At 41.2% G+C, this 24,056-nt stretch carries 22 protein-coding genes and 2 tRNA genes; 14 read left to right on the forward strand and 10 right to left on the reverse strand.

Features of this window, described 5'->3' with window-relative positions; translation table 11 throughout:
• The first annotated feature begins 161 nt into the window (after positions 1-161).
• The 10 genes from nrdR to KJA58_RS03200 all read left to right on the forward strand — a co-directional run bounded on the left by nrdR (position 162) and on the right by KJA58_RS03200 (position 14,104).
• Entirely contained in the window at positions 162-626 is a 465-nt protein-coding gene (gene nrdR / locus KJA58_RS03155; protein ID WP_213358008.1) for a transcriptional regulator NrdR, read from the forward strand.
• Between the two features lie 13 nt (positions 627-639).
• Positions 640-1,014 carry a TraR/DksA family transcriptional regulator gene (locus KJA58_RS03160; protein WP_213358009.1) on the forward strand — a complete coding sequence of 125 codons (375 nt, stop codon included), beginning with the start codon at positions 640-642 and terminating at the stop codon, positions 1,012-1,014.
• Between the two features lie 3 nt (positions 1,015-1,017).
• Positions 1,018-1,566: a signal peptidase II gene (lspA, locus tag KJA58_RS03165; protein ID WP_213358010.1), complete on the forward strand. Its 549-nt coding sequence runs from the start codon at positions 1,018-1,020 to the stop codon at positions 1,564-1,566.
• Between the two features lie 60 nt (positions 1,567-1,626).
• Entirely contained in the window at positions 1,627-2,976 is a 1,350-nt protein-coding gene (locus tag KJA58_RS03170; RefSeq protein ID WP_213358011.1) for an amino acid carrier protein, read from the forward strand.
• 172 nt (positions 2,977-3,148) lie between these two features.
• Complete coding sequence (locus KJA58_RS03175) at positions 3,149-3,508, forward strand: hypothetical protein (protein WP_213358012.1); 360 nt, start codon at positions 3,149-3,151, stop codon at positions 3,506-3,508.
• A 24-nt stretch (positions 3,509-3,532) separates the two neighbouring features.
• Positions 3,533-3,838 (forward strand): YtxH domain-containing protein, encoded by a 306-nt coding sequence (locus KJA58_RS03180; RefSeq protein WP_213358013.1) that lies wholly within the window; start codon positions 3,533-3,535, stop codon positions 3,836-3,838.
• Between the two features lie 278 nt (positions 3,839-4,116).
• The gene (locus tag KJA58_RS03185) at positions 4,117-6,942 is read left to right on the forward strand and encodes a polymorphic outer membrane protein middle domain-containing protein (protein WP_213358014.1); all 2,826 of its coding nucleotides are present in this window, start codon (positions 4,117-4,119) and stop codon (positions 6,940-6,942) included.
• 206 nt (positions 6,943-7,148) lie between these two features.
• Positions 7,149-7,760, forward strand: a complete 612-nt coding sequence (locus KJA58_RS03190) for a hypothetical protein (protein WP_213358015.1) — start codon at positions 7,149-7,151, stop codon at positions 7,758-7,760.
• A gap of 85 nt (positions 7,761-7,845) precedes the next feature.
• The gene (locus tag KJA58_RS03195; RefSeq protein WP_213358016.1) at positions 7,846-9,144 is read left to right on the forward strand and encodes a hypothetical protein; all 1,299 of its coding nucleotides are present in this window, start codon (positions 7,846-7,848) and stop codon (positions 9,142-9,144) included.
• 172 nt (positions 9,145-9,316) lie between these two features.
• Positions 9,317-14,104: an autotransporter domain-containing protein gene (locus KJA58_RS03200; RefSeq protein ID WP_213358017.1), complete on the forward strand. Its 4,788-nt coding sequence runs from the start codon at positions 9,317-9,319 to the stop codon at positions 14,102-14,104.
• A gap of 11 nt (positions 14,105-14,115) precedes the next feature.
• On the opposite strand, the gene KJA58_RS03205 is transcribed toward KJA58_RS03200, so the two are convergent.
• A tRNA-Ser gene (locus KJA58_RS03205) sits at positions 14,116-14,202 on the reverse strand.
• 303 nt (positions 14,203-14,505) lie between these two features.
• On the opposite strand from KJA58_RS03205, the gene KJA58_RS03210 reads away from it, so the two are divergent.
• The 3 genes from KJA58_RS03210 to KJA58_RS03220 are packed head-to-tail and all read left to right on the forward strand — an operon-like array spanning position 14,506 to position 16,908.
• Positions 14,506-15,357 carry a metal ABC transporter solute-binding protein, Zn/Mn family gene (locus KJA58_RS03210; protein WP_213358018.1) on the forward strand — a complete coding sequence of 284 codons (852 nt, stop codon included), beginning with the start codon at positions 14,506-14,508 and terminating at the stop codon, positions 15,355-15,357.
• Positions 15,354-16,061, forward strand: coding sequence for a metal ABC transporter ATP-binding protein (locus tag KJA58_RS03215; RefSeq protein ID WP_213358019.1), 708 nt, complete (start codon positions 15,354-15,356; stop codon positions 16,059-16,061). The genes KJA58_RS03210 and KJA58_RS03215 overlap by 4 nt, the downstream gene beginning before the upstream one ends.
• 10 nt (positions 16,062-16,071) lie before the next feature.
• Positions 16,072-16,908: a metal ABC transporter permease gene (locus KJA58_RS03220; protein ID WP_213358020.1), complete on the forward strand. Its 837-nt coding sequence runs from the start codon at positions 16,072-16,074 to the stop codon at positions 16,906-16,908.
• Here KJA58_RS03220 and obgE read toward each other — a convergent pair.
• The 4 genes from obgE to KJA58_RS03240 form a co-directional block, all read right to left on the reverse strand.
• On the reverse strand, positions 16,866-17,870 hold the full coding sequence (obgE, locus tag KJA58_RS03225) for a GTPase ObgE (protein WP_213358021.1): 1,005 nt from the start codon (positions 17,868-17,870) through the stop codon (positions 16,866-16,868). The two genes, KJA58_RS03220 and obgE, sit on opposite strands and share 43 nt — an antisense overlap.
• A gap of 103 nt (positions 17,871-17,973) precedes the next feature.
• Positions 17,974-18,231: a 50S ribosomal protein L27 gene (gene rpmA, locus KJA58_RS03230; protein WP_213358022.1), complete on the reverse strand. Its 258-nt coding sequence runs from the start codon at positions 18,229-18,231 to the stop codon at positions 17,974-17,976.
• Between the two features lie 17 nt (positions 18,232-18,248).
• Positions 18,249-18,572: a 50S ribosomal protein L21 gene (gene rplU, locus KJA58_RS03235; RefSeq protein ID WP_213358023.1), complete on the reverse strand. Its 324-nt coding sequence runs from the start codon at positions 18,570-18,572 to the stop codon at positions 18,249-18,251.
• Positions 18,573-18,728: 156 nt separating this feature from the next.
• Positions 18,729-18,801 (reverse strand) — tRNA-Phe (locus tag KJA58_RS03240).
• Between the two features lie 250 nt (positions 18,802-19,051).
• Here KJA58_RS03240 and ispF point away from each other — a divergent pair.
• On the forward strand, positions 19,052-19,564 hold the full coding sequence (gene ispF / locus KJA58_RS03245) for a 2-C-methyl-D-erythritol 2,4-cyclodiphosphate synthase (protein WP_213358024.1): 513 nt from the start codon (positions 19,052-19,054) through the stop codon (positions 19,562-19,564).
• On the opposite strand, the gene KJA58_RS03250 is transcribed toward ispF, so the two are convergent.
• The 5 genes from KJA58_RS03250 to rpsL are packed head-to-tail and all read right to left on the reverse strand — an operon-like array spanning position 19,565 to position 23,990.
• On the reverse strand, positions 19,565-20,629 hold the full coding sequence (locus KJA58_RS03250; protein WP_213358025.1) for a ferredoxin reductase domain-containing protein: 1,065 nt from the start codon (positions 20,627-20,629) through the stop codon (positions 19,565-19,567).
• Between the two features lie 15 nt (positions 20,630-20,644).
• Complete coding sequence (rpsJ, locus tag KJA58_RS03255) at positions 20,645-20,962, reverse strand: 30S ribosomal protein S10 (RefSeq protein ID WP_213358026.1); 318 nt, start codon at positions 20,960-20,962, stop codon at positions 20,645-20,647.
• A 10-nt stretch (positions 20,963-20,972) separates the two neighbouring features.
• On the reverse strand, positions 20,973-23,057 hold the full coding sequence (gene fusA, locus KJA58_RS03260; protein WP_213358027.1) for an elongation factor G: 2,085 nt from the start codon (positions 23,055-23,057) through the stop codon (positions 20,973-20,975).
• A 27-nt stretch (positions 23,058-23,084) separates the two neighbouring features.
• Positions 23,085-23,558 carry a 30S ribosomal protein S7 gene (gene rpsG / locus KJA58_RS03265; RefSeq protein ID WP_213358028.1) on the reverse strand — a complete coding sequence of 158 codons (474 nt, stop codon included), beginning with the start codon at positions 23,556-23,558 and terminating at the stop codon, positions 23,085-23,087.
• A gap of 60 nt (positions 23,559-23,618) precedes the next feature.
• On the reverse strand, positions 23,619-23,990 hold the full coding sequence (gene rpsL / locus KJA58_RS03270) for a 30S ribosomal protein S12 (protein ID WP_213318675.1): 372 nt from the start codon (positions 23,988-23,990) through the stop codon (positions 23,619-23,621).
• Between the last annotated feature and the right edge of the window lie 66 nt (positions 23,991-24,056).

The following is a 24,056-nucleotide window of genomic DNA, read 5'->3' on the forward strand; positions in this document are numbered from 1 at the left end:
TATTTTTCAGAACTCCAATTTCTTACAAAAACTTGCATCAGTAGAACAAAAGTCAATTTTTCTTTATACACTCAGCGTCCTTTATTTTAGCCTCTGCAAAATTTACTTTGATTACAAAGGCAACTTTTCCATAAACTGCCCTAAACAAGGAGATCTTGGGAATGAAATGTCCCTTCTGTAACCATGGAGAAATGCGAGTTATAGACTCCAGAAACTCTCCAGAATCGAATGCCATCAAAAGACGTCGGGAATGCTTGCATTGTGGGGAAAGGTTTACCACCTTCGAAACCATAGAGCTTGTCATACAAGTACTGAAAAGAGATGGCCGGTATGAAAATTTCCAAGATTCGAAATTAATCAACGGACTTAACGCGGCTTCTTGTCACACCAGTATTAGTCAAGAACAGGTCCATGCCATAGCTTTCAACGTGAAAGCTGAACTAATAAGAAAGCAAAACAGGGAAATTTCTACCAAAGAAATCGGAGAATTAGTAATGAAATATCTTAAAAAGACGGATATGATTGCTTACATCCGATTCGCTTGCGTCTATCGAAGATTCAAAGATGTCGGAGAACTTATGGAGGAACTCTTATCCGCATCACCTGAAGTAGAAAAAAATCTTTGAGGAGCTATAAATAATGCCTTTGTCTGAAGAAGAAATTTTATTTTTTAAAGAACGTCTCTTAGAAATGAAATCAAAGTTGTCACACACCTTGGAAGGAAGTGCCCAAGAAGTTAAAAAACCCAACGAAGCTACTGGATATTCTCAACATCAAGCTGACCAAGGGACAGAAACTTTTGACCGCACAATTAGTTTGGAAGTAACAACCAAAGAGTATGGGCTGCTTCGACAAATCGAACGCGCATTAGAAAAAATTAAAGAAAACACTTATGGAATATGTGATGTCAGCGGAGAAGAGATTCCTTTGCAGAGACTCAAGGCTATCCCGTATGCAAACATGACTGTTCAAGCCCAAGAAAAATATGAGAAGGGCCTTCTTTCTGGAAACTAATCTATGAAAAAAAACTCTAAACTCGAACGAAATCTACTGGTTTTCCTTCTTTTTCCTATGTTTGTTGTCTGCATGTTGATGATTGACTGGGGATCCAAGTTCTGGGTCCTCTACTCTCAACAGCAGTACAAACCTCTTTTTGGCTTTTTCCAGAAACCTCTATATACACTTGCCCTGGGAAATTTCACTCTAGAAATAACCCCCACCTTCAACGAAGGTGCAGCCTTTGGAATCCTTTCCTCTCACACCCACCTGCTACTTGCCTTAAGGATGGCCATTGTAGTAGGAGTTTCTGCATACATAGTGTCTAGGAGACATCTGGCTTCCGGAGCAAACCTTATAGGCCTCATTTGCATCCTTAGCGGCGCCGTGGGAAACATCGTGGATCTAGTCTACTACGGAAAGGTGATCGATTTCATCAGCCTAAACTACGGCCAAACCCTTCGCTTCCCTGTATTCAACTTTGCCGACATGCTTATTTCTTTTGGAACCTTCATTTTAGCTGTCAAGCTCTGTTTCTTCCCAGGGAAACAAAAGAAAATAAACGCTTAATTTCCCATAAAAAACTTACACTGGTATAATTGTTGTCTTTTTCTCGTCTTTGGAGTTGTTGTGAATTGTTTCCTGTCCTTTCTTCAGTCTTTTGATGACTTTTTCTGGTCTTACGTGGCCTTTGCGATCATCATGATGGTGGGGATCTGTTTTTCTTTTAAATCCAGATTCTCCCAGATAGTCCGTTTTCCTGAATTGTGCCGCGAGTTCTTTTCCGCGTTTAAGCAACGCTCCTACAAAAGCGATAAAGGTGTCCACCCCATTAAGGTCTTTTTTGCTTCCACCGGAGGTAATATTGGTATCGGCAATGTCGTTGGGATTGTAACCGCAGCCTGTATCGGTGGGCCTGGAGCTATGTTTTGGGTCTGGATAGCCGGCATTTTAGGTTCCATAGTAAAATACGCCGAAGTTTACCTTGGTATTAAGTTCCGCATCTTGGGCAAGGACGGTATTTTTTATGGAGGCCCTATGTACTTCCTCCAAAAAGCTTACCGCACCCCCTTGGTACCCATAATTGTAGCCGTTCTTCTGTGCATCTATGGGGTGGAGATCTACCAGTTTTCTGTCATCGCGGACAGCGTATCCCACTGTTGGTCTATTCCTAGACTGCTGGCTATAGCTTCTCTGCTTTTTGCCGTAGTCTACGCAGTCCTCGGTGGATTACAAAGGATTGGTAAAATCTGCTCTTTAATATTGCCGTTCTTTATGATCGTGTATTGCTTCATGGGGATTTCTATCCTGGTCTTGGAAGCGTCTAAACTGCCGGAACTCCTGAAAGCTATCTTTCAGTCTGCTTTTACAGGACATGCGGCTGTAGGAGGATTCGCTGGAAGCTCTCTGGCTACGACTATTCATCAAGGTATATCCAGGGCTGCATACTCTGGGGATATCGGGATAGGTTTCGATTCCGTTATCCAGAGTGAAAGTTCTGCAGATCAACCGGAAACTCAAGCAAAACTCTCTATCGTGGGGATGGCTGTAGATAACTTTATCTGCACGGTGAGCCTTCTCATGGTGTTGGCTTCCGGATCCTGGCTCCTAGGCCTGGAGAACGCTTCATTAACAGTGGAGCGAACTCTTTCAACATACTTCCCTTTTGTTAAAGTTTTTCTCCCCCTATTCCTATTCGTTACAGGGTATACTACGATCACCTCATACTTTCTTGTAGGAAGTAAGTGTGCCTCGTTCCTCTACCCTAAGCATGGGAAAAAACTTTACCTAGCGTACGGAACTGTAGCTCTACCACTGTTTTGTTTCTTATCTCAAAACACAGCCTTGCTCGTAATGTCTGTTTCTGGAGCTTTGCTGCTCTGTTTTAACTTATTAGGGGTCTTCCTCCTTAGAAAAGAGGTTCAGTTCCCCAAGCCAACGCAGAGTCAAGCCCCTGCTTTAGAGCCATCTTCAGATTAAGATTCATCGACTCCAAAAAGGCAACCAGAGACACAAGAGGCTGTCTTTCAGCTTCTTGTGCTTTTTCTTTAAAATCAAGCAATTAACAAAGTAAAAACAAAATTAACTTCTATCTTATTATCCAAATAAAATTATAAAATAAATTTATAAAAATAAGCGTTTTATTCTTTTTATGGATAATTGGATACAGATAACTCTGGCAGGATGCGGCATCCTACTCTCTGTCGGAATGCTGACGTGTATGCTCCTAGCTATTAGCGTCTTATTGAAGGTGAATAAGATTTCTAAATTATTTGTCAGAGTAATGGGAATAATTAACTTTGAAGCAAAAATATTAGCCCCCTTGCTAATGGGGAAGCGTATCTTTGACTCCTTCTTCAAAAAGACCACCAAAGAACCGAAAAACAACTGCCTTACAACAGCACCAGAAGAAAAAAGAAGACTCTCCCCATCTCTGCCCTGTTTAGTCAAATGGGCCATTCTCGGGTTAGCTATCTGGAAAGTTGTTCGTAAACGGAAAAACAGACGATAATTAACTGTTTTTGAGAGAGGAAGTATGTTTACTAGAAAACCTATAAAATGCAAAAAAAAGACTACAAAACACTTTAAATGGCTAAGAGGAGCTCTGTTTGGCGGATTTGTCGCTACAATAATTACCCTTCTTTTTGCTCCTAAAAGCGGGAAACAAACCAGGAGACGCTTCAATAGAATCCGTAGTTCCAGTCAAACACAAGGAAAAACCTTAATTAAAAATAGTAAAAACCACGCTCGTATCTTTGCTAATCATGCGAAAACTTTAGCAAAAAACCTTTCCAAAGAAATTAAAGCATTCGCTAAGTCCCTAGCTAACTCTGATCAATAGCTCCTCTCTTTTTCAATCAAAAACAGACTCAACTTCTCCTAGTTAAGAGGGGAAGTTGATTTCTGAAAAACGTCCTACGAAGAAAATTAACGAGGTAAAAACAACTGATAGTCCCTAAAAACACTCCTACACAAAAAGTTATTAAAGAAAACTCTCTCGTAAACAACTTATTTTAAGTTCATCTAGATTTTTCTTTATGCTATGCTACCCAATTAGCGACTCTGAATTAAGATTAGCCCTAAAGATTAAATACGAAAATGAAACTAGGGATATATCAGATGATGAAACCTATCTCTTGGAAATCCTTTTTGCTTCCCGCCTTGTTGTCTTTTTCTAATCTCTACGCGTCAACCATAGTTCACGACGCTATCCCTTTAGAGGGCACCAAAGAAGGCATTGACCCTCAATTCTTTACTCTCTTAACGACATCAGCGGAAGGCACCACTTATTATTTGCCACGCCGGACACTTTTTAAGGATTTTCTGTCTACAGATGATAAAAACAATGGTGGAGCTTTTAGAAATATTGAAGGTCCTCTGAATTTTCAAGGAAACTCCAGATTATCATCTATCGCCTTTCAATCCCTTTGCTTAGAATCTGCTTTAGGGTCCTCTATTTTCTCTCAGGGCCCTATTTCATTTTCAAAAATGCGTTCAATATCCGTAGAGTCTAATTTTTCCAGAGGAGGGGCTATTTTCTCCAGAGGCACTGTCTCCTTCTTGGACTCTAATAAGCTTTTGTTTCTAGGAAATTCTGCAGACGGAAGCGGAGCAGCCATTCTCGTTGATGGTGGAGATCAAACCGGCATAAAAGTTGAAAGAAGTTCCGGACTTGTCCGCTTTAGCAATAACTCATGTAACACCCACTCCCCCAAGGAAGATAAGCCTCAAGAACACAGTGGAGCTAATGGAGGAGCCATAGCGGCTCTGTCCACGAATGCTCTTATTTTGTTCAAAGAGAATGATAAAGGAGTGATTTTTGAAAACAACCGAGCAGAAAAGGGCGGGGCTTTATATAACCAAACCGGTAGAACAGATTTTGAAAATAACTCCGGAGAAGTACTTTTCTACAAAAATATTGCTCAAACAGGCGGTGCCTTAAGTTCAAACTGCTCCTTTTCTAAAAATAAAAATTCTATCACGTTTCTAGAAAATTTTGCCCAAGTAGATGGAGGAGCTATAGCTGGAGGCCTCTGTTCCTTCCAAAATAATTCAGGGAAAGTATCTTTCAAAAGCAACGGCTCTTTGGGCAACGGAGGTGCTATTTGTTCCGGTTCTCTGCTCTTAACAGAAAATAAAGACGTGTTCTTTATTGATAACCGAGCAAAAAAACAGGGAGGCGCTGTTTTTATAGCCTCAACACAACTAACTAAGCCGGACATCATTATATCCGCAGATGATGGAAATGTCGTTTTTGATCAAAATAAGGCTTTGTTCTCAGAAAACAATGCGGACTCTGTGATTAGGAATGCTTTGTATACAGAAAGCATTCCCAATCAATTTCTAATAGGAGCTAAGAAGGATCATAGCGTTTTGTTTTATGACCCCGTTTGTTCTCTAGGGAAAGGCGGATCTGTAATTATCAATCCCTTTGATGCACAGAAGGGCGTTGTTGTCTTTTCTGGAAAAACCTTAACAAAACAGGAACAAGTTAACTCTGCAAATTATTCCTCGATTTTTGAACAAAGCATGGAATTGGTTCAAGGAACCTTGCGTTTAGAAAAGGGCGCTTCTTTATCGGTAAGATCTTTTAATCAGACCGGTGGAACGTTAAGCATGAGCTCCGGGACAACTTTGCAATCGACAGATCCTGAAGGCTACTTACTAGTTCGCAAATTGTGTCTGAACCCCATAGAAAATACTACTCTACCAGCCGTCATAGCTGTTAATGAAGGTGGTAACATCACTCTGTCAGGAACGCCCGATGTAAAGGATCCTTACGGAATTTTTTATGAAGATCATTTCTTAGCTTCGTCCCCAAAAGAAATCAAAGTACTTCTCCTCGGCAAGTCTGTAAATATAGATAGATTTTATATCGATAACATCCGCGTCAACGCCAATCGTTATGGATATCAGGGTCATTGGACCTTTTCTTGGACCGAAAATAAACCCAATTACAGAGTTTTACAGGCCACCTGGCACCCTTCAGGACATTTCTCTGCGAGCCCCCAGAAATGTGGAGATTTTGTCCCCACAACCTTATGGTCTCTTTTTGATGGTTTGCAGACGATAGAGAAAACTTTTGTAAACAACTATCTTAGCAACAACCACCTATTCCCCCTCCGCTGCATATCATTTTCATCTTCGCTTAAAGGCTCTATGATGTTCCAAGGTAATTCTTCCAAAATTGCCGGCTTTTCTCTCGGCCATATTGGAGGTGATGCGGTCATACAAATCCCCTTGTCACCCTCGACGGTCATTTTAGGAAGCATATCCAAACTTCTAGGGGTCATGGAATCCAGCAGGTTCCCAACAAAAACTAAGAATGACTTGCTAGCAGCTACCGTAGCTATTGAAAGCAATGATTGCGCTTTGGGAGTACATACCTCCTTCTCTTATGGAGAAGAAACCCACAACTCAGAGGATTCCTATTGTTTTAGAGGGGTAACTAAGGGAACTTGGAAAAACTCTGGATGGAAGGGTTCTGCCTATCTTTCATATTCCTATCCTAAGTGTTTGCACTGGATGAAGCTAACACCTTTTGCTGGCGTGGAATGGTTTAAAGGATCCCAGGCTCCTTTCGTGGAAACTGGTTATGATCCAAGAAGATTTTCCAAATCTTGCTTGGAAAACCTCGCTATTCCATCAGGAATAGCTATAGAACTGCGTAGACTAGGGAAAAATTGCTCTGCTATGACGAGCTGTAAGCTGTATTACAGCAGGGAATTCTACCGAAAAGATCCTGTTTGCGACGTCCTTCTTTCCTTAAACAACAAAGAATGGAAAACAAAAGTGTGCTCCGTAGGGAAAGAAACGCTTTCCTTTGAATCTAGCACTATCTTAGCATTTGAAAATCTTTCCATATCATTTAAAGGCTCTTCTTCGCAAAGAGACTCCGGTGGAATCAACCTTTTTGGAAGCGGCTCTCTTTCAATCCGATACTAAAGCAACCTCTACTTTCATTTGGTAAAGACCTCCTAACAAAAAAGGCGGTCTTTTTTTCTTTTTAACAAAAAATCTTAACAAACTCCAATTATATTCCTTCGTTTTTCCTAATTAATCTTTATTTTCAGCGAAAAACCAAATCAAAATTGTTTAAAGATGCTAAAATTACTATTTCAAAAGTTTATCTTTTACATTTTGAGGTTTTTATGAGTATGGGAAATATTTCTATTGGCAACAATCCAGGAATCCAAACTCAACAAGGAACTAGTGCAAATTTGAAAAACGCTTCCGCAATGGAAAGAAATAAAAGAGTTGCTAAAATAGCGAAGCAAGTTTTAATCATATTGGCTTCTATTGCCGCAATAGCAGCAGGTATTGCTATTACCATAACTACAGGAGGTGCTGGAGCTGGTGCTTTGGCCTTCTCGGCCCTTGGTCTGGCTGCTTTAGCAAAAACTGTGATAGACATTGTTAAAGACTCTAAACAGACTAGAAATCAAGAAGTTGCAACAGAAGAAGAACAAGCGCCGCTTCTAAGAAGCTCTTCTGTAAGTTCTTCTTCCTCTAGGTCCAGTAACGACAGTCATACAAATGCATCGGCAACATCTAAATCAACAAAAAAAACTCGAGAAGAACAGCGAAAAATTCGAGAAAATCAGAAAGCTCGCTGGGAAAAGCAAAGAGAAGCTCGAGCTCAAGCTAGAGCAAGAAAGACCGCTGAACTAGAAGAAAAAACAGCTTCATTGTCAGACTCTGCTGCAGACTTTTCTAAGTCAGCCCAGAAACTTGCTGATAAATACAAGAATAAGTGGTTTTAACCTTTAAAACTACTAAATGGCGAGTGTAGCTGTTCAGCTACACTCCGCTTTCCAGTATTAAAACCATTACTTTTAAGGTGTGTACATGTCCTCTATACAACACTTAAAAAATCGACCCACTCCAGAAAGCAATCCACAAGATTCTGCGCCCATAGCACAGCAAAGAAGCTCTTTACAAAGAGCTCTAACCGTTGTAACTATTGTATTAGCTATCCTAGTTGGGGCAGCTACAGTCGCTTCAGCTGCTATACTTTGCCCTACAACTCCATTCGTAATCCTCACCCTAGCCATAGTATCTTCTTTAGCTACCATTATCTTAATCTGTTGTGTATTAGATCGCCAGAGACCTACCCGCCCTATTCCTCCTGAAAAACCAGAACCAGTAGAACTAAAAGATATTAAAGAAAAGAAGCCCCCAGCTCCCCCAAAAGCTCCTGAATTAGAACCTTCTAAAGAACCAACCCCAGTAGAACCTATTAAGAAGCCCGAGCCTGAAAAGCCGGTAGCTCCTGTAGAAAAAAGGGTTCCGAAAAAACTCGAGGAACCCCAATTTAATTATAAAACTATTCAAAAATTACTATCCACTAACTGGATTTTAGAATTAACAGAAGAAGGACCTCTGTACCGATCTACTACAAATGAAAATCTATGCCTTGTCTCTAAACTCTCTCCCGTATACGATCCAAGAAATGCTTACCAATCTCCAGAACAAATTCAAGCACTGCAAACCTCTGTCGTTTGGGTACAAGAAACCAGCGGAGCTCCAAATTTAGGAAGGGGTAGCAAAATGAAAGACCCTGAGCTCCCTAAAAATCTGAACGCTATTCGTATCTCTGAACAAATGAGAGAAGCAGTTTCAGATTTGTGTTTATTAACTACAGGAACAGCTTGGCTTACTTCAGGACAAACCATTTTCCTTCCCTACGTAGACCCAACTCTTTATGGCCCCAAAGCCATGGTCTTCACTAGATTCTCTGGAGCGCCAGAGAACTTCTTAGAAATCCCCTCTTCGATGAAAACATATACTACTCAGTATAAAACTGTAATAGACCTGGCGACACACGCTCTCGCTGAAAAACTTTCAGCAAACATCCTATCATTGACAATTCGTCTTCCTGTTATGGGGCTCTCTTCTCTGGCAGATCCTACATACAAGGACGAGGCTACTTTACAGGCCACAAGCTTTATGACTAGGATTGCTCTTCTACAAGCTATCGATGAACTAAATGAAAACCCTGACTCAAAGTTAAGTAGAATCTCTAAAAATCGTTTAGTCACCATAGAGCTATGTGATGAAGACTTCCCTCCTCTAGGGCCCATTAACGAAGGAACGCCTGCTCCAGTTGAAGAAGAATGGACAAAGCTTGAAGCCTCGGGAGAATAAATATTAACAACAAAACGAGCCAGCTTGCGACTTTTATCTGAGTTTTGGGCTGGCTTTTCCTTTTGAACTCTCGTCGATTTCTCAAAAGTTTTTACCCTTGCCTAATTTCTTTTGGTATTTTATGTAGACAGTCTAATAGACAGTTAAAAAATCGATAAAGAGTTCCCTAATTATGAAGTGGCTTTCTGCTACGGCTGTTTTCACAGCGGCGCTTCCTTCTCTGTTGGCACTTGGAGAAACCAGTGTCACCTTAAACCAAAATAAAACAGGACTCTCCGTAACAGACTCTACTAACAATTTCACTCAAGTTACTGACCCGGCAGGAACAATCTATACTATAGATGGGGACGTCACTCTCTCTAATTATAACTCGATTCCTCCTACGCCTCCCTCACCACCAGCAGAAGAAGGCGCTGCAGAGTCTACGGCTTCCAGCGCTTCTTTAAGTGAGATAAACTCCCCTAAAAAACAAACTCAACAAGCTCCTTCGGTAGACTCCTCTTCTACCACAACAAAAACGGCTAATTCAGAAAGTAAAAAGTATACGCAAGGCGGAGCTTTTTACAATCCCTATGATTTCGCCCCTACAAGCATAGTCACTAACCCCGGAACTCCTGGTTCTTTAACTATATCTAAAATTATAGTTCCTGAAGAGGGGGGCGGCATTTATTCTAAAGGTCCACTAACAATTGAAGGATTAGAAAATCTCACTTTTACTGGGAATTCTTCACAAACAGAAGGCGGAGCCATTTTTTGTGAATCGACAACTACTATTGCCGACATTATAGACACTATAACTTTCTCTAATAACTCTGCTATCGTTCCTTCACCACCTGAAGAACAACAGGTTGCCGAGCAAACAGAAGCTGGAACTCCTAGAGGAAACGGAGGAGCTATATCTTCGAAAGGGAAACTATTAATAGAAGATTTCGGCTCTATGAACCTGAATAAAAACTCTGCTTCCGGTTCCGGAGGAGCCTTCTACTCCGACAGTGCTATCGAAATTTCAAGATCTACAGGATCTACCTTTGCTAATGAAAATACAGCAAAAGAAAATGGCGGAGTTCTTTCTTCAATTTCTACCATTACTCTACACGATCTAGACTCAGCTAAGTTTAGCTCCAACAAGGCAGAAAAAAAAGGAGGAGCAATTTATTCTGGAGGAGCCTTTGTTATTTCTGGGGACAAAGGATCTTCTTCCGTCTTTTTTTCTGCTAATAAAGCTAATCAAGAAGGAGGCGGCGTCTACGCAAATACCACAACAGACTTTTTTGACGTAAGCGAGATCAAATTCCTTGCAAATACTGCTGGAGTCGAGCCCCCTCCCTCGGAGGAAGAAGATCAGAAAGAATTAACAAGCGTGGACAAATCAACGCCCTCTTCACACTTGCTTCTAGATGTTCCTACAGAAGAATCCGGGAATGGAGGCGGGCTCTACTCTAAAGAAAATGTAACTATAGATGGAGTACTGTCAACAGTTCTATTTCAAGGAAACTCAGCTGTAACAGGGAATGGCGGTGGAGCTTATGCTGCAAAAAGTTTTAGCTGCCAAAACTCCAGACGATTACAATTCTCCAACAATACTGCCACTAAAAATGGTGGTGGACTCTACTCTAAAGAAGATATCTCTTGGTCAAATTTATCTGGAACCACACTATTTAATGCTAATAAAGCAGGGGAAAAAGGAGGTGGAATCTACGTTGAAAACGATCATTCTGTTTCTCTGACAAACCTTGAAAAACTAGAGCTCACAGGAAATCAAGCATCGTCAGGAGGAGCCATCTATGCTCCTGGAGGATTTTCTATTACTTTTGAAAAAGAATCTGCAACTATTCTTCCAGAAACACCTCCCTATGCTCCGAAACCAGATATTTCTGCTTTCGGAGATGTGATTATCTCTTCTAATAAAGCTACTAAAGTTCAAAATCCTCCCGAAGACCTATTGGTGACAGCCGCTTCCCAGCAAACAGAGGAAAATAATGGAGGGGGTATTTATTCCAAAAAAGTCTCCTTCTCCAACTTAAATTCTGTATCTATTTCTGGGAACTCTGCTGAGAAAGGTGGAGGTATTTTCTCTTCAGCAACTAATGCTAATGGCATCCATGCTCTTTTAGAAAAAGGACAAAAAACAAATAAACTTAAAGCCACTCTCCTTCTATCTAGTTCTGAAGGATTAAAAGAATCCGATGTATTCTTTGACTATATTGGATCCGTCTCTCTTTCCTCTAATTCTGCCACAGAAAGTGGCGGCGGGATTTATGGAAAAAAAATTAGCTTTTGCAGAATCAATGAGCTTTCTTTTCTTGGTAATACTGCCCAAACTTCTGGGGGAGCCATCTATTCCACAGAAAATCTCAATATAGACAATGTTACTAACATTTCTGCGTCGAACAACAAAGGTTTTCAATCCGGGGGCGCTATCTATGCAAAAAACTTTTCTTTAGATTCTTGTAGATCTATTACTTTTTCTAAAAACTCTCTTGTTATTACAAAGCCTGCCGCAGCCATTTTTTCGGTAGAAGAAAATCCTGCTGGAGGAGGTGCTATCTATGGGGAAACAGTCTCCATTACCTCCACATCAGAGGGATCCATTTCCTTCTCTGATAATTCTGCTATTACAAAAACAGCTTCTACTCAAATATCTTCCAACATTAATACGTCGAGCACAATAGCATATGGAGGAGGGGTTAGCGCAAAAACTAGTATAAAATTAAAAGGACGAAGTTCTTTCTCTAGTAATTCTGCAGATGCTGGCGGAGCTCTAGCTAGCCTCGGAACAATTTCTATTGAAGGATCCTCCAATTTTTCTGGAAATAGTGCAACCTCAGAAAGTGGAGGAGCCATTTATGCTGGAGGGACCTTAACTTTAGCTGGAGGTGCCACCTTTTCTGGGAACACTTCAGCCAAAGACGGCAGCGCCATTTATTTAAAAGCCCCTTCTTCCTCTAACGGTGAATCTTCTATTAAAGCAACTTCAACAATTTTATTTTGCGATAACGTTGTAGCTCCCTCTACAATGAAACGGTCTCGCGTATATGCTCGAGATGATTCCCTTTCAGGTGCTGCAATCTTTGGAGAAAATGGAACTTCTTCCACCACTCCAAAGCTCGACCTAACAGCAGAAACTGGAGATATTATTTTTAGAAACAATGCTGTAGGTAGCGTAGAAAAAAACTCTACTTTTTGCAGCATAGGTGGAAAGATTGATTTGAATTTATATGCAGACAAAGGAACTATTTACTTTTATGATGCGGTAAACACCACCGGAAGCAGTGCCTCTACTTGTAAAATCAACAAAAATAATGGAACATCCTATACAGGAAAAGTTGTTTTCTCTGGGAAAGAACACGCAAATAAATCTACTATTGGGCAGAAAGTTACTTTATCCTCTGGTTCTTTAATTCTAGATAATGCTGAGCTCACAGTAAATTCATTCACTCAAGAGGGCGGAACCCTAGTAATGAATGCTGGGAGCGCCCTTATAGCAAAAAAACCTGACACAGTTTTACATACTCTTTCTTCTGAAAAACAAGCCAGTAAAACAACTCCAGTAAATTTAAAAACTCTTCAAGCTGACTCAAAACTAGCACAACCTCGAAGCGCTGGAGAGAATGGCATAACCATCACCAATCTGCTTATAGACATAAGTGGATTAATTGGAGGAGATGGAAAAAAAGCCCCTAAAATAAATTTAGCCGATGGCAATAATGACAGCTCTGTAGATCTATCTCAAGCTTCCATTACCATTATCGATCCAAACGGGGATTTGTATCAAAACCCCGCTTTAGGGAAAGATCTCGATCTCAAACTTATCAATTTACCTGAAGAACAAGATAACATCTCTAATATCAAACTATACGGTGATATCACTCCTCTAAAAGGCTACATGGGAACATGGAAATTGGAGACTAGTGAAAACAACTCTATCACCGCCAAATGGACTTTTGATCGTTATCAACAGTGGGCATATGTTCCAAGGGAAAGCTCCTACTATCTAAACTCCTTGGTTGGAGCTAGAGCTTCCCTTGTAGCGGTCAAACAAGGCATCTTAAATAACTGCCTATCATCTGCACGTTTTGATGATCCTTTATATAATGTCGTCTGGACATCTGGAGTTGGCACCTTCTTACAAATTGAGGAACACGCAGGAGCTGCTGCATTAAACTACAATTCTAAGGGTTATATCGCTGCATTAGATTCTAAGCCAAACCCAGACCTTATCTTAGGTGCTGCGTTTTCTCAAATGTTCGGAAGAACAAAAACTGAGAAAATGCACAAAGACTACGACTACTATAATTCCGAGCATTCTTATCAAACAACATTTTATGCAGGATGTCCCGTTTTCCTGTTATCAAAAAATTACAGGAATAAACGTCCCGTTCTTTGGCAAGGAATTCTCAGTTATGCTTATATGAAACATCGCTCTAGAACCTTTTATCCTTCGATCTGGGAGAAGAATCTTGCTGATTGGCACGATAGGGCCTGGGTTTTAGATAGTCGACTAACTTTTGATTTCCGGGAACCCACAGTCGACTCCTCGGCAAGGCTTTCAGCATTCCTGGGTTGTGAATGTCTTTCTCTCAGACAATCCTCTTTTGAAGAAAGTTACTATAATCCGAGAAAATTCGATTCCACGTCCTATCGCTATGTAGCTCTACCTGTTGGATTCTCTATGGAAGGTACTTTGCTCTTCGAATATGCTCTCTTGTATAACAAGATGATGCTTGCCTACACGCCTTCAATCTTTAGAAATGAGCCTATGGCTCAATACATAGTTCTGTCTGAAGGAACTAAAGGGGTCATTAGAGGAAACGTGCCTCCTAGAAACACTGCTCGTATAGAGTTCCATAATAACACGCAGTTTGCTCCCTGCTGGAGCTTATACGGCTCATACACCATGGAAGCCGGAGAAAACTCCTTTGTGCAGATGCTCAATCTTGGATCTAGGATGGTGTTCTAAGAGACGGGAAACGGAGAGGGCGGGATTCGAACCCGCGGTACGCGTTAACGCACACACGCTTTCCAAGCGTGCTCCTTAAGCCACTCGGACACCTCTCCAAAAAGATCTCCTTGACGAACAGTCTCTAAAGAGACTTCCACGAGTCGACTAAGATATCTTAGCGTTTCATTTTAATCAATACTCCTTAATACCTCTTGGATTAATTCCCTGCTTCCGCCATCGTTTTGACACATTTTAGAAAACAAAAAATTCCTACAAGAATAAGAAAACTTTTTTTGAATCAATAAAGGTCTCCATGAAATTAAAAAATTTTACTAAAGGAAAATATACTTCCTCCTTTATTAAAATTGACCTTCAGTAGGATAATAGCCCCTTCAATCTAAAACTTCGTATTTCTAAGGATGTTAATACGAGCCTTTTATATTTTTCTGACAGCTCTCCTTTTTCCCCTTCCCTCCCAAGGAGGAACCCTAAAGAAACCTCTGGTGTTGGTAAGCGTCTCTCCATATAAATTTTTAGTACGCTCCATAGCTGGAGACCTCGTAGATGTAGAAGCGGTTGTTCCCGGACCTGCAGATCCTCATAGTTACGAACCGACTCTCAAACAGGTTCAAAAGATGCGTTCTGCCTCCCTATGGTTCCTCTCTGGCGAACCCTTCGAAAATGCCTGTGCAAAAGCTATCCTCTGCGAGGCTGTAAATATCAACGACTACGTAAACGTTATTCCTCTTGCTGAAAACTCTTCGTGCAAACATCACAAACAAGCTCTTTACGATACTCATACCTGGCTAAGCCCCAAAAATCTGAAAAAACAGGCTAAACTTGTTGCTGATAAGCTCTCTGAACTTCTGCCTGATAAAACAGCGATAGTAAAAGCCAACTACTTAAAAATTATTGCGGAACTAGATTCACTAGACGAGGAAATTTCCCAAGTAACAGCGAAAGCTACCAACCGCTCTATTCTTGTCACTCATCCAGCATTTACTTACTTCTGTCACGATTATGGGTTCCGGCAAATATCTATAGAACATCCCCATAAAAAAGATATCTCTCCTAAGGACCTTGTAAAATTATTACAACTGATCAAAAGTGACAATCTTTCGACACTAGTTTTCTCTCAAAAGTCTGGGCATAAGAAAAGCGGCCACTTGTTAGCAAGGAAATTAAACATTAGGGAAATTCATCTAGACCCTTATTCTGATGACGTGTTAGAAAATCTGAAGTTCATTGCTGCCGAGTTTTCTCATCTATGAGTACGTGCATTTCTGTAGAAAATCTGTCCTTCAACTACACAGAAGCCCCTGTGCTAGAAAATGTCTCCTGTTCTATTAATTACGGAGATTATGTTGGTGTCTTAGGTCCCAACGGTGGAGGAAAAAGCACGTTTCTTCTTCTTATTTTGGGACTATTAAAACCCTCTTCGGGCTTAATAGCTATTTACGATCAGAAGGGGGAGAAAAGCTCTCGATCCATCATAAGTTGGGTTCCTCAACACTTCTCTTTTGACAAATCCTTCCCTATTTCAGTTGAAGAAGTGGTTTTGACAGGTCGTATAGCCACCTTAAAATGGCACGGCCAATACACAAAAAAAGATTATCGAGCTGTAGATGAAGCCTTGGATTTGGTAGGGCTGCTCTCAAAAAAACACTCCTGTTTTTCGCATCTTTCGGGCGGACAAATGCAAAGAATTCTGCTTGCTAGGGCTCTATGTTCTAATCCCGCCGTTCTTGTTCTGGACGAACCAACCACTAACATTGACTCGAAAACTCAAGAGCAAATTTATTCTATTCTTGTAGAACTAAATCGGACAAAGACAATTGTGATGGTAACTCACGATCTACACCATACTACCAAGTACTTTAATAAAATATTTTATCTGAATAAAACCCTCACACCGCTGTCACATAACGATCCAACAGATCTATACCGTTCTCTACGTTGTTGCAATAATAAGTAGAGGTCCTAGCATGAAGATAGATTTTCTTAAAGAAACGTTCAACCCTCTCCTGTTAAACTCCTTCTTGGCTGCTTTAGGAGCATCAATATCGGGAGGTATTGTCGGTACCTATATTGTCGTCAGGCGTATCGTATCTATCAGTGGGAGTATTTCTCATTCCATGCTTGGTGGAATAGGGCTAACGTTATGGATACAGTATCACCTCAATTTGGATATTTCTCCTATTTACGGGGCTCTAGTCGGCTCTATTTTGCTCTCTATTTTTATCGGCAAGATTCATTTGAAGTATCGAGAAAGAGAAGACGCTCTTATAGCAATGATATGGTCTATAGGCATGGCCATAGGCATTATTTTATTTTCTATGATCCCAGGATTTAATTCAGAACTCATAGACTTCCTTTTAGGAAATATTCTTTGGATAAACGGTAAGGATCTGAAGACTCTTTTTATACTAGATGCCGTAATCGTTTTTACAACAATATTTTGTCATAATCGATTCAAGGCTTTTTGCTTCGATGAAAAGCACATGTCTCTTAAAGGACAATCTCCTCAGAAGTGGTATTTCTTACTTCTCGCTCTCGTGGCTGCGGCTATAGTGCTTCTTATCTACATCATGGGAATCATACTTATGCTAAGTATGCTTGTCTTGCCTGTAGCCATAGCTTGTAGGTTTTCCTATAGGATGACAAAAATTATGATCGTATCCTCTCTTCTTAACATAATTTTTTCTTTCTCAGGAATTATAGCTGCATATTTCCTAGATCTTCCCGTAGGCCCAACCATAGCGCTTCTGATGGGGATTTTTTATGGATTAAGTCTTTGTATTAAAGCTTCCGTTAAAGCTTGAACTCCTTGACCAGTTTTACCTGAAACGCAGAGAAACTTGAATCCAGGAAATTCTTTAGCAAATAGATTCATCATGTTCTCCTTTTCATCTTCCAACAGTTCGTCAACCTTATTCAACGCTACTAAAGCCTCTTTATCTAAAAGTTGCGGATTGTAAAGCTCTAATTCTCTCCTTAGAATCCTCAGATCTTCTATGGGATTTTTCCGCTCAAAACATGATATATCGACAACATAAAGAAGCAGTCCAGTTCGTTCAATATGTCTTAAAAAATCGAGACCAAGCCCCCGGTTATCATGAGCTCCTTCGATAATACCTGGAATATCAGCGACAACTAGGGGTTTTTGATATTGATTAGTACGAGCTAGAAGCCCTAAAGAAGGTCTAAGAGTTGTGAATGGGTAAGCTCCAACTCGTACCTCTGTGTAAGTCATTGCGTTAAGCAACGTGGACTTCCCTGCATTTGGGAACCCTACTAAGCCTATATGAGCTATTAATTTTAGTTCCAATTCTATACGCAAAATTTCCCCGGGTTTACCAGGAGTACACTGGGTAGGCGCTCTATTTGTAGCACTTTTAAAATGAGAATTTCCTTTGCCTCCTCGTCCTCCCCGGCAAATAACAAGCTCCTCTCCCTCATGGACAAAGTCTTTAATAAGTTCTCCCGTTTCCACATTTTTCAGCAAAGTACCTGGAGGCACCGAGAGAACTAAATTTTTACCATTTCTTCCAGACCTATTATTTGAAGCTCCAGGTCTTCCATCCTCTGCTTTTAGAAAACGTAAATTTCTGTAAGCTTCAAAACAATACACGTGATTATCCGTACGTACGATTACGGAGCCTCCGTTACCGCCATTACCTCCGTAAGGGCCTCCTTTAGGAAGATATTTCTCCTTACGCCAAGCCACCACCCCGTTACCGCCTTTACCGGCACGGAGTTCTAAAACAACTTTATCTGTGAACAAAACTCAACCTCAAGGTGCAGAAAAATAAAAAAACTCCGCCCGACCAACATAAACTGGAAGCAGCGGAGTCTTAATCAAAAAAAGAAGTGTAGTTTACAAGCCTTTACTTACTAGTAGCTGGTAATACAGAAACATATGTACGATCTGTTTTCTTCATGGAAACAAACCCATCAATCAAAGCAAATAGGGTATCATCTTTACCCCTTCCAACATTTTTGGAAGGTCTCCACTTCGTTCCACGTTGTCTAACCAAAATACTTCCAGTAGTGACGTACTGGCCACAACCAACTTTCATTCCTAAGCGTTTCGACTCAGAATCTCTTCCGTTACGGCTGGCTCCCTGTCCTTTCTTATGTGCCATCTTCCACTACTCCGATTTTACAACGACAACTCACGAATTTTCATTCTGACATAGTTCTGTCTATGTCCTAGTTTCCTGTGATAATTCTTTCTTTTTTTATACTTATAAGCAGTCACTTTTGGACCCTTCACACAACCCAAAATATCTGCTATAACGCTAGCTTTGCTTAAGAGAGGTGTTCCTAGTTTGACTTCTTTGCCATCGAAGGAAAATAAAACCTCTGAGAACACATGCGTTCCTGAATCTACTGCAATGTCACTAGTTATCTCTACATCGACAACATCCCCAGCAGAAACTTTGTATTGCTTACCGCCAGCCTGAATTATAGCATAAGCTTCCATTCCTAAATCCCTATTACTGAATCAACCGCAAACCCGCCGCCACCGAGAACATTTAAGGCCGAAAAACCCTAATGGACTTAAAACTACTAAAAAAGCCTTCTCATTGCGGGCTTGAAAGACGAGCTTTACTTCAAATTTGAGATTTTACTCCCAAAATGGCCAGAGCCGGGATCGAACCGACGACACAAGGATCTTCAGTCCTCTGCTCTACCAGCTGAGCTATCTAGCCAAGAACTCGGAAGCACAATAATAAGAAAACTTTCCGATTATTGGCAATCAATTTCCCAATAATTATTGACAAACTCGTTATCTAAGATAATATCTCTTTCCTAGAGTTTTTTTTATTCTACTAGCTCTTTTTCCTCTCTCCTTAAATCATTAGAAGTAAAATTCTTTTAAAAAAGAAACCGATGGATTACTATCGCAGCCGCTAAATAAAAGTAGCAACTGGGTTTTCATTCAAAGTCGAGGCATTAAATATGCAAAGCACCCCTAAATGGATAGTCAAGACTGGGATAGGGCAGGATAGCCACCGCTTTCTTCCCGAGGGTTCGAGTAAACCATGCATTCTTGGTGGAGTTATTTTCGAAAATGTCCCTGGGTTTCACGCTAATTCTGATGGAGATGTGATCTTTCACGCTCTGTGCAATGCGCTTACTTCTATCACTCAGAACATTATTTTAGGAAAGGTTGCTGATGATTTACTAAATTCCAGGGGCATTACGGACAGTGGGGTTTACTTAAAAGAGGCTGTTAAAGGTTTAAAATCCAACCAACAGATCTCCCATGTAGCTATAACTCTGGAGGGAAGCAGACCTCGGTTTCTTCCCAAGATAGAGCTTATCAGGGAGAGCGTCTCTTCTTTCCTCGGAGTGTCTTTGGAGTCTATAGGAATTACGGCAACTTCTGGTGAAGGATTGAGCGATTATGGATGTGGAGATGGGGTTCAATGTTTCTGTATCATTACAGTTATAGAGCATTTAGAAGAGTAGCTAATAGACGTCCGCTACAAAACGTTTGGTTTTTATAAAGTTTTTAAACAATTCTTTACCAAGAATAGTTTCTATAGCCTTTCGGATTTCTGCCCCCATAGCCTTGCTTCCACAGACGAAGATGTAAGCTCCCGACATGCAAGCGCTTCGAATCTCTTCGCTTTTCTCCAAGACTCTGTCCTGGACATATATTTTTTGATCGCTTTCTCTAGAAAAAGCTAGATAGACCTCTAGAAGCCCTTGATCACAACACTCCTTCCAAAAATCTTCGTAATAAAAGTCTGTATTACGTTTCCGTTCCCCAAAGAAAAGATAGTTCTTAGCAGACTCTTTAAGGTACAGTCTCTCTTGCATAAAAGCCCTATAGGGGGCGATCCCCGTGCCGGCCCCAATCATAATTAGGGGCTTGCCTCGATTATTTTCGTTTAAGGTAAAATGCTGGGTAGGGCTGATGTATCCGTGTATTCTTTCATTCTTTTGAAGTCTCTTACAGATATAGGAAGAGCAAACTCCAGGCCAAGAAGAATAGGCGCCTTGAACTAATATAGAACGCACAGTGAGTTCTAAAGAATTTTTATCATATAGCGGTGATGAAGCTATAGAATAAAATCTAGGAAGCAATGGAGCAAAGATCGAAGGAACTTCTTCTAATTTCACCTTTGGTCGGTATTTCAGAAGAAGCTCCCTTAAGGAAACTTTTTTTCCGTTCTCTTGAGTACACGCATCGTTAGGGAAGAGTCTTTTAGAAAATTCTGGGAGCTTATCCAAATCAGCTTTCCTTGTAAGAAAGCTTTTCAAATCAAGAAATTGACCAGAACGGGGATCTAGAAGATGCTCCTTTTCTCTTAGAGAAAGAGCGTTTAGAATATCGTCTACTATTTTAGGATCGTTTTCAGGAAGTACAGCTAAAGAGTCTCCTACCCTATACTTAAGCTCTCCTGGATTCTTCGCGGAAAACTTCAGGGAATAGACCAGTTCCCCTCCATTATCCGCTAACTCCCCCTTAGTTAACAAAGAACGCTCCTGCAGAACAAAATCAAGAAGAGATGCGTCTTTGCTACCCATAAACGTCGATAAAGGCTAGGAGGCTTTAATTTTAATATCGACTCCTGCGGGCAAGGAAAGAGTTTTCAAAGCATCTATAGTTTTTCCTGTAGGAGCCAAAATATCAATAAGTCTCTTATGAGTGCGAATTTCAAACTGTTCTCTGGACTTCTTATCAACGTGCGGAGAACGCAAGACAGTGTAGACCTCTCTTTTCGTAGGTAAAGGTATAGGTCCAACAATTACAGCACCAGTCCTTTTTGCCGTCTCAACAATATCGGCGGTGGAACGATCCAACTGACATTGATCAAAACCCTTCAACCGGATTCGAATTTTTTGCTTTTGCTGTTTCATGAATACCCTTCTATTTCTTTGTAATCTCGTCTTGGAGCTTTTGAGGAACTTTTGCGAAGAAGGCGGGTTCCATCGTAGAGGTTGCCCGACCAGAGGTTAAAGAGCGCAGAGAAGTCGTATAGCCAAACATTTCACTAAGAGGAACCTCTGACCCCACCTGAGCCATGCCCTTGGAACTCTCCTGGCCCAAAATCTTCCCTCGGCGACGATTCAAGTCCCCAATGACATCCCCAAGATTATCCTCTGGAGTTACAACAGTCACCTTCATAATCGGCTCTAAAATGACAGGTTTAGCTTTACGACAAGCTTCCTTAACAGCCATAGAACCACATATTTTAAACGCCATCTCGCTGGAATCTACCTCATGGTAAGATCCAAACACGATACTAACTTTGACATCCACCAATCCATACCCAGCAAGGACTCCACTAGATAAACCTTCCTCTATCCCTTTAATTACTGCTGGAATATATTCCTTGGGAATAACCCCCCCAACAATTTTACTAACTATCTCGTTGCCTTTTCCTGGCTCGTTTGGCTCTATTTCCAAACAAACGTGAGCATACTGCCCCCGTCCTCCGGACTGCTTAACGTACTTGGTCTCACTGCTACCCGAAGTAGTAATCGTCTCTTTATAAGAAACCTGGGGTCTACCAACATTAGCGTCTACTTTGAACTCTCGAATCATCCGATCTCGAAGAATATCTAAATGCAATTCCCCCATTCCGGAAATAATAGTCTGCCCAGTCTCTTCGTTTGTAGAAACTCGGAAAGTGGGATCTTCTTCTGAGAGAGCACTCAAAGCTTGAGCCAATTTTTCCCTATCTCCCTTGGATTTCGGTTCAATAGCCATATCAATAACTGGCTCTGGAAACTCGATTTTTTCTAAAACAATCTCATCTCCCTCACTGCAAAGAGTGTCTCCTGTGACCGAAAACTTCAACCCCACACAGGCTCCAATATCCCCAACGGTGAACTCATCTTTATCCGTCCTTTCGTTGGCATGCATCTCTAGCAGTCTCGATATCCTTTCTTTCTTATCTTTTGTAGAGTTAAGGACCGTGGATCCCTTTTTAAGAGTTCCAGAATATATTCTTAAGAAAGTAATCCTGCCCACGTAAGGATCACTCATAATTTTGAATGCCAGAGCAGCCAAAGGACCATCAGCTCTCGGCTCCAACAAAATCTCTTCTCCGGTCTCTAGGTTGATTCCTCTCAACTTACCTCTATCCAGAGGAGAGGGCAACCATTTAACGATAACATCTAGCAGCTGCTGGACGCCTTTGTTTTTAAATGCGCTTCCGCACAGAACTGGGTTAATTTTATTAGCGATTACACCCTTTCGCATTACCGCATGAATCTCTTCCTCGGTAATAGAATCTGGAGCCTCCAAAACTTTTTCCATGAAGGCTTCGTCTGTTTCATCAACGGTAGCCAACTCCTCCAAAAGCTTATCTCGAAGCTCTTCCACGCGGTCTTTTAATTCCTCGGGAATCTCTTTTTCTTCCCACTTAGCTCCCAAAGTTTCATCTAAGAAATATAACGCTTTCCTTGAAATGATATCCACCATCCCAACAAACTGACTCTCGGAGCCAATAGGACAATGAACTGGAACTGCATTAGCACCCAACTTCTCCCTCATAGACTCCACAGCAGCAAAATAGTCTGCCCCCATGCGGTCCATCTTGTTTACGAAAGCTATCCTGGGAACTCCATATTTGTCCGCTTGACGCCAAACAGTCTCCGACTGAGGCTCAACTCCAGAAACCGCATCAAAAACGGCCACCGCCCCATCTAAAACACGAAGAGATCTTTCAACTTCGATAGTAAAATCGACGTGACCAGGAGTATCGATGATATTGATTTTAGCTCCCAACCAAAAAACCGTGGTGGCCGCAGAGGTAATAGTAATACCTCTTTCTTGCTCTTGCTCCATCCAGTCCATGGTAGCACCGCCCTCATGAACCTCACCAATCTTATGAGTCCTTCCAGCGTAGTATAATATCCTCTCGGTTGTCGTCGTCTTTCCAGCATCAATGTGAGCCATGATGCCGATATTTCTTACATCTGCTAAATCGAAATTCCCTTTACTCATCTACCTATCAACCCAACCAATTACCGACTACCATTTATAGTGCGCAAAAGCCTTGTTAGCCTCAGCCATCCTATGCGTGTCCTCTCGCTTCTTAATCGTCGCACCCTGCTTATTAAAACAGTCCACCAACTCGGAAGCTAATCCAACCTCCATGCTTTTCCCAGCCTTAGCTCTGGCATGCTTGATAATCCACTGCATAGCAAGACAATCCCTTCTCCCAGGAGCCACCTCAACAGGAACTTGATAAGTCGCCCCACCAACTCGACGAGATCTTACCTCAAGAATAGGACGAGCATTCTCCAACGCTTCTTCAAAAGCATCCATAACACTTTCAGCGCCAACTTTTTTCGCGAAACGATCCAAAGCACTATAAACAATCTTTCTCGCCTTAGACTTCTTCCCATGCAACATCAGCTTGTTAATAAAGCGCTCAAGGACGACGCTCCCATAAACAGGGTCTCCTGGAATTACACGCTTCTCGGCAGAATGCCTTCTTGACATACGGTTAACCTCTAAAAATTCTTCTTGTTAGAACAAACAACGCAAACCACGCAAAGATCACTACTTAGGACGCTTCGCCCCATAGCGAGAACGACTCTGCTTCCTATTCTTTACAGCAGCACAATCAAGCGTTCCCCTCACAATATGATAACGCACACCAGGAAGATCTTTCACCCTACCCCCCTGAACAAGCACGATGCTGTGCTCCTGAAGATTGTGCCCCTCGCCTCCAATGTAAGCAATAACTTCTTGACCATTAGACAATCGAACCCAAGCAACTTTACGCAAAGCAGAGTTCGGCTTTTTCGGAGTCTTCGTCTTAACTTGCAAACAAACACCCCTTCTCTGAGGGCATCGCTGCAAAGCAGGAGACTTTTTCCTGCCCACTGTAGATTTTCGTCCTTTACGAATTAACTGATTTATGGTCGGCATGATCCTTATCTCGATTCAACCTTTCTATAAGCGGAGAACTATAGAGTAAGGAACGTTTGTTTGCAA

It is taken from the genome of Chlamydiifrater phoenicopteri (genome assembly GCF_902807005.1).
Lineage (GTDB): Bacteria > Chlamydiota > Chlamydiia > Chlamydiales > Chlamydiaceae > Chlamydiifrater > Chlamydiifrater phoenicopteri.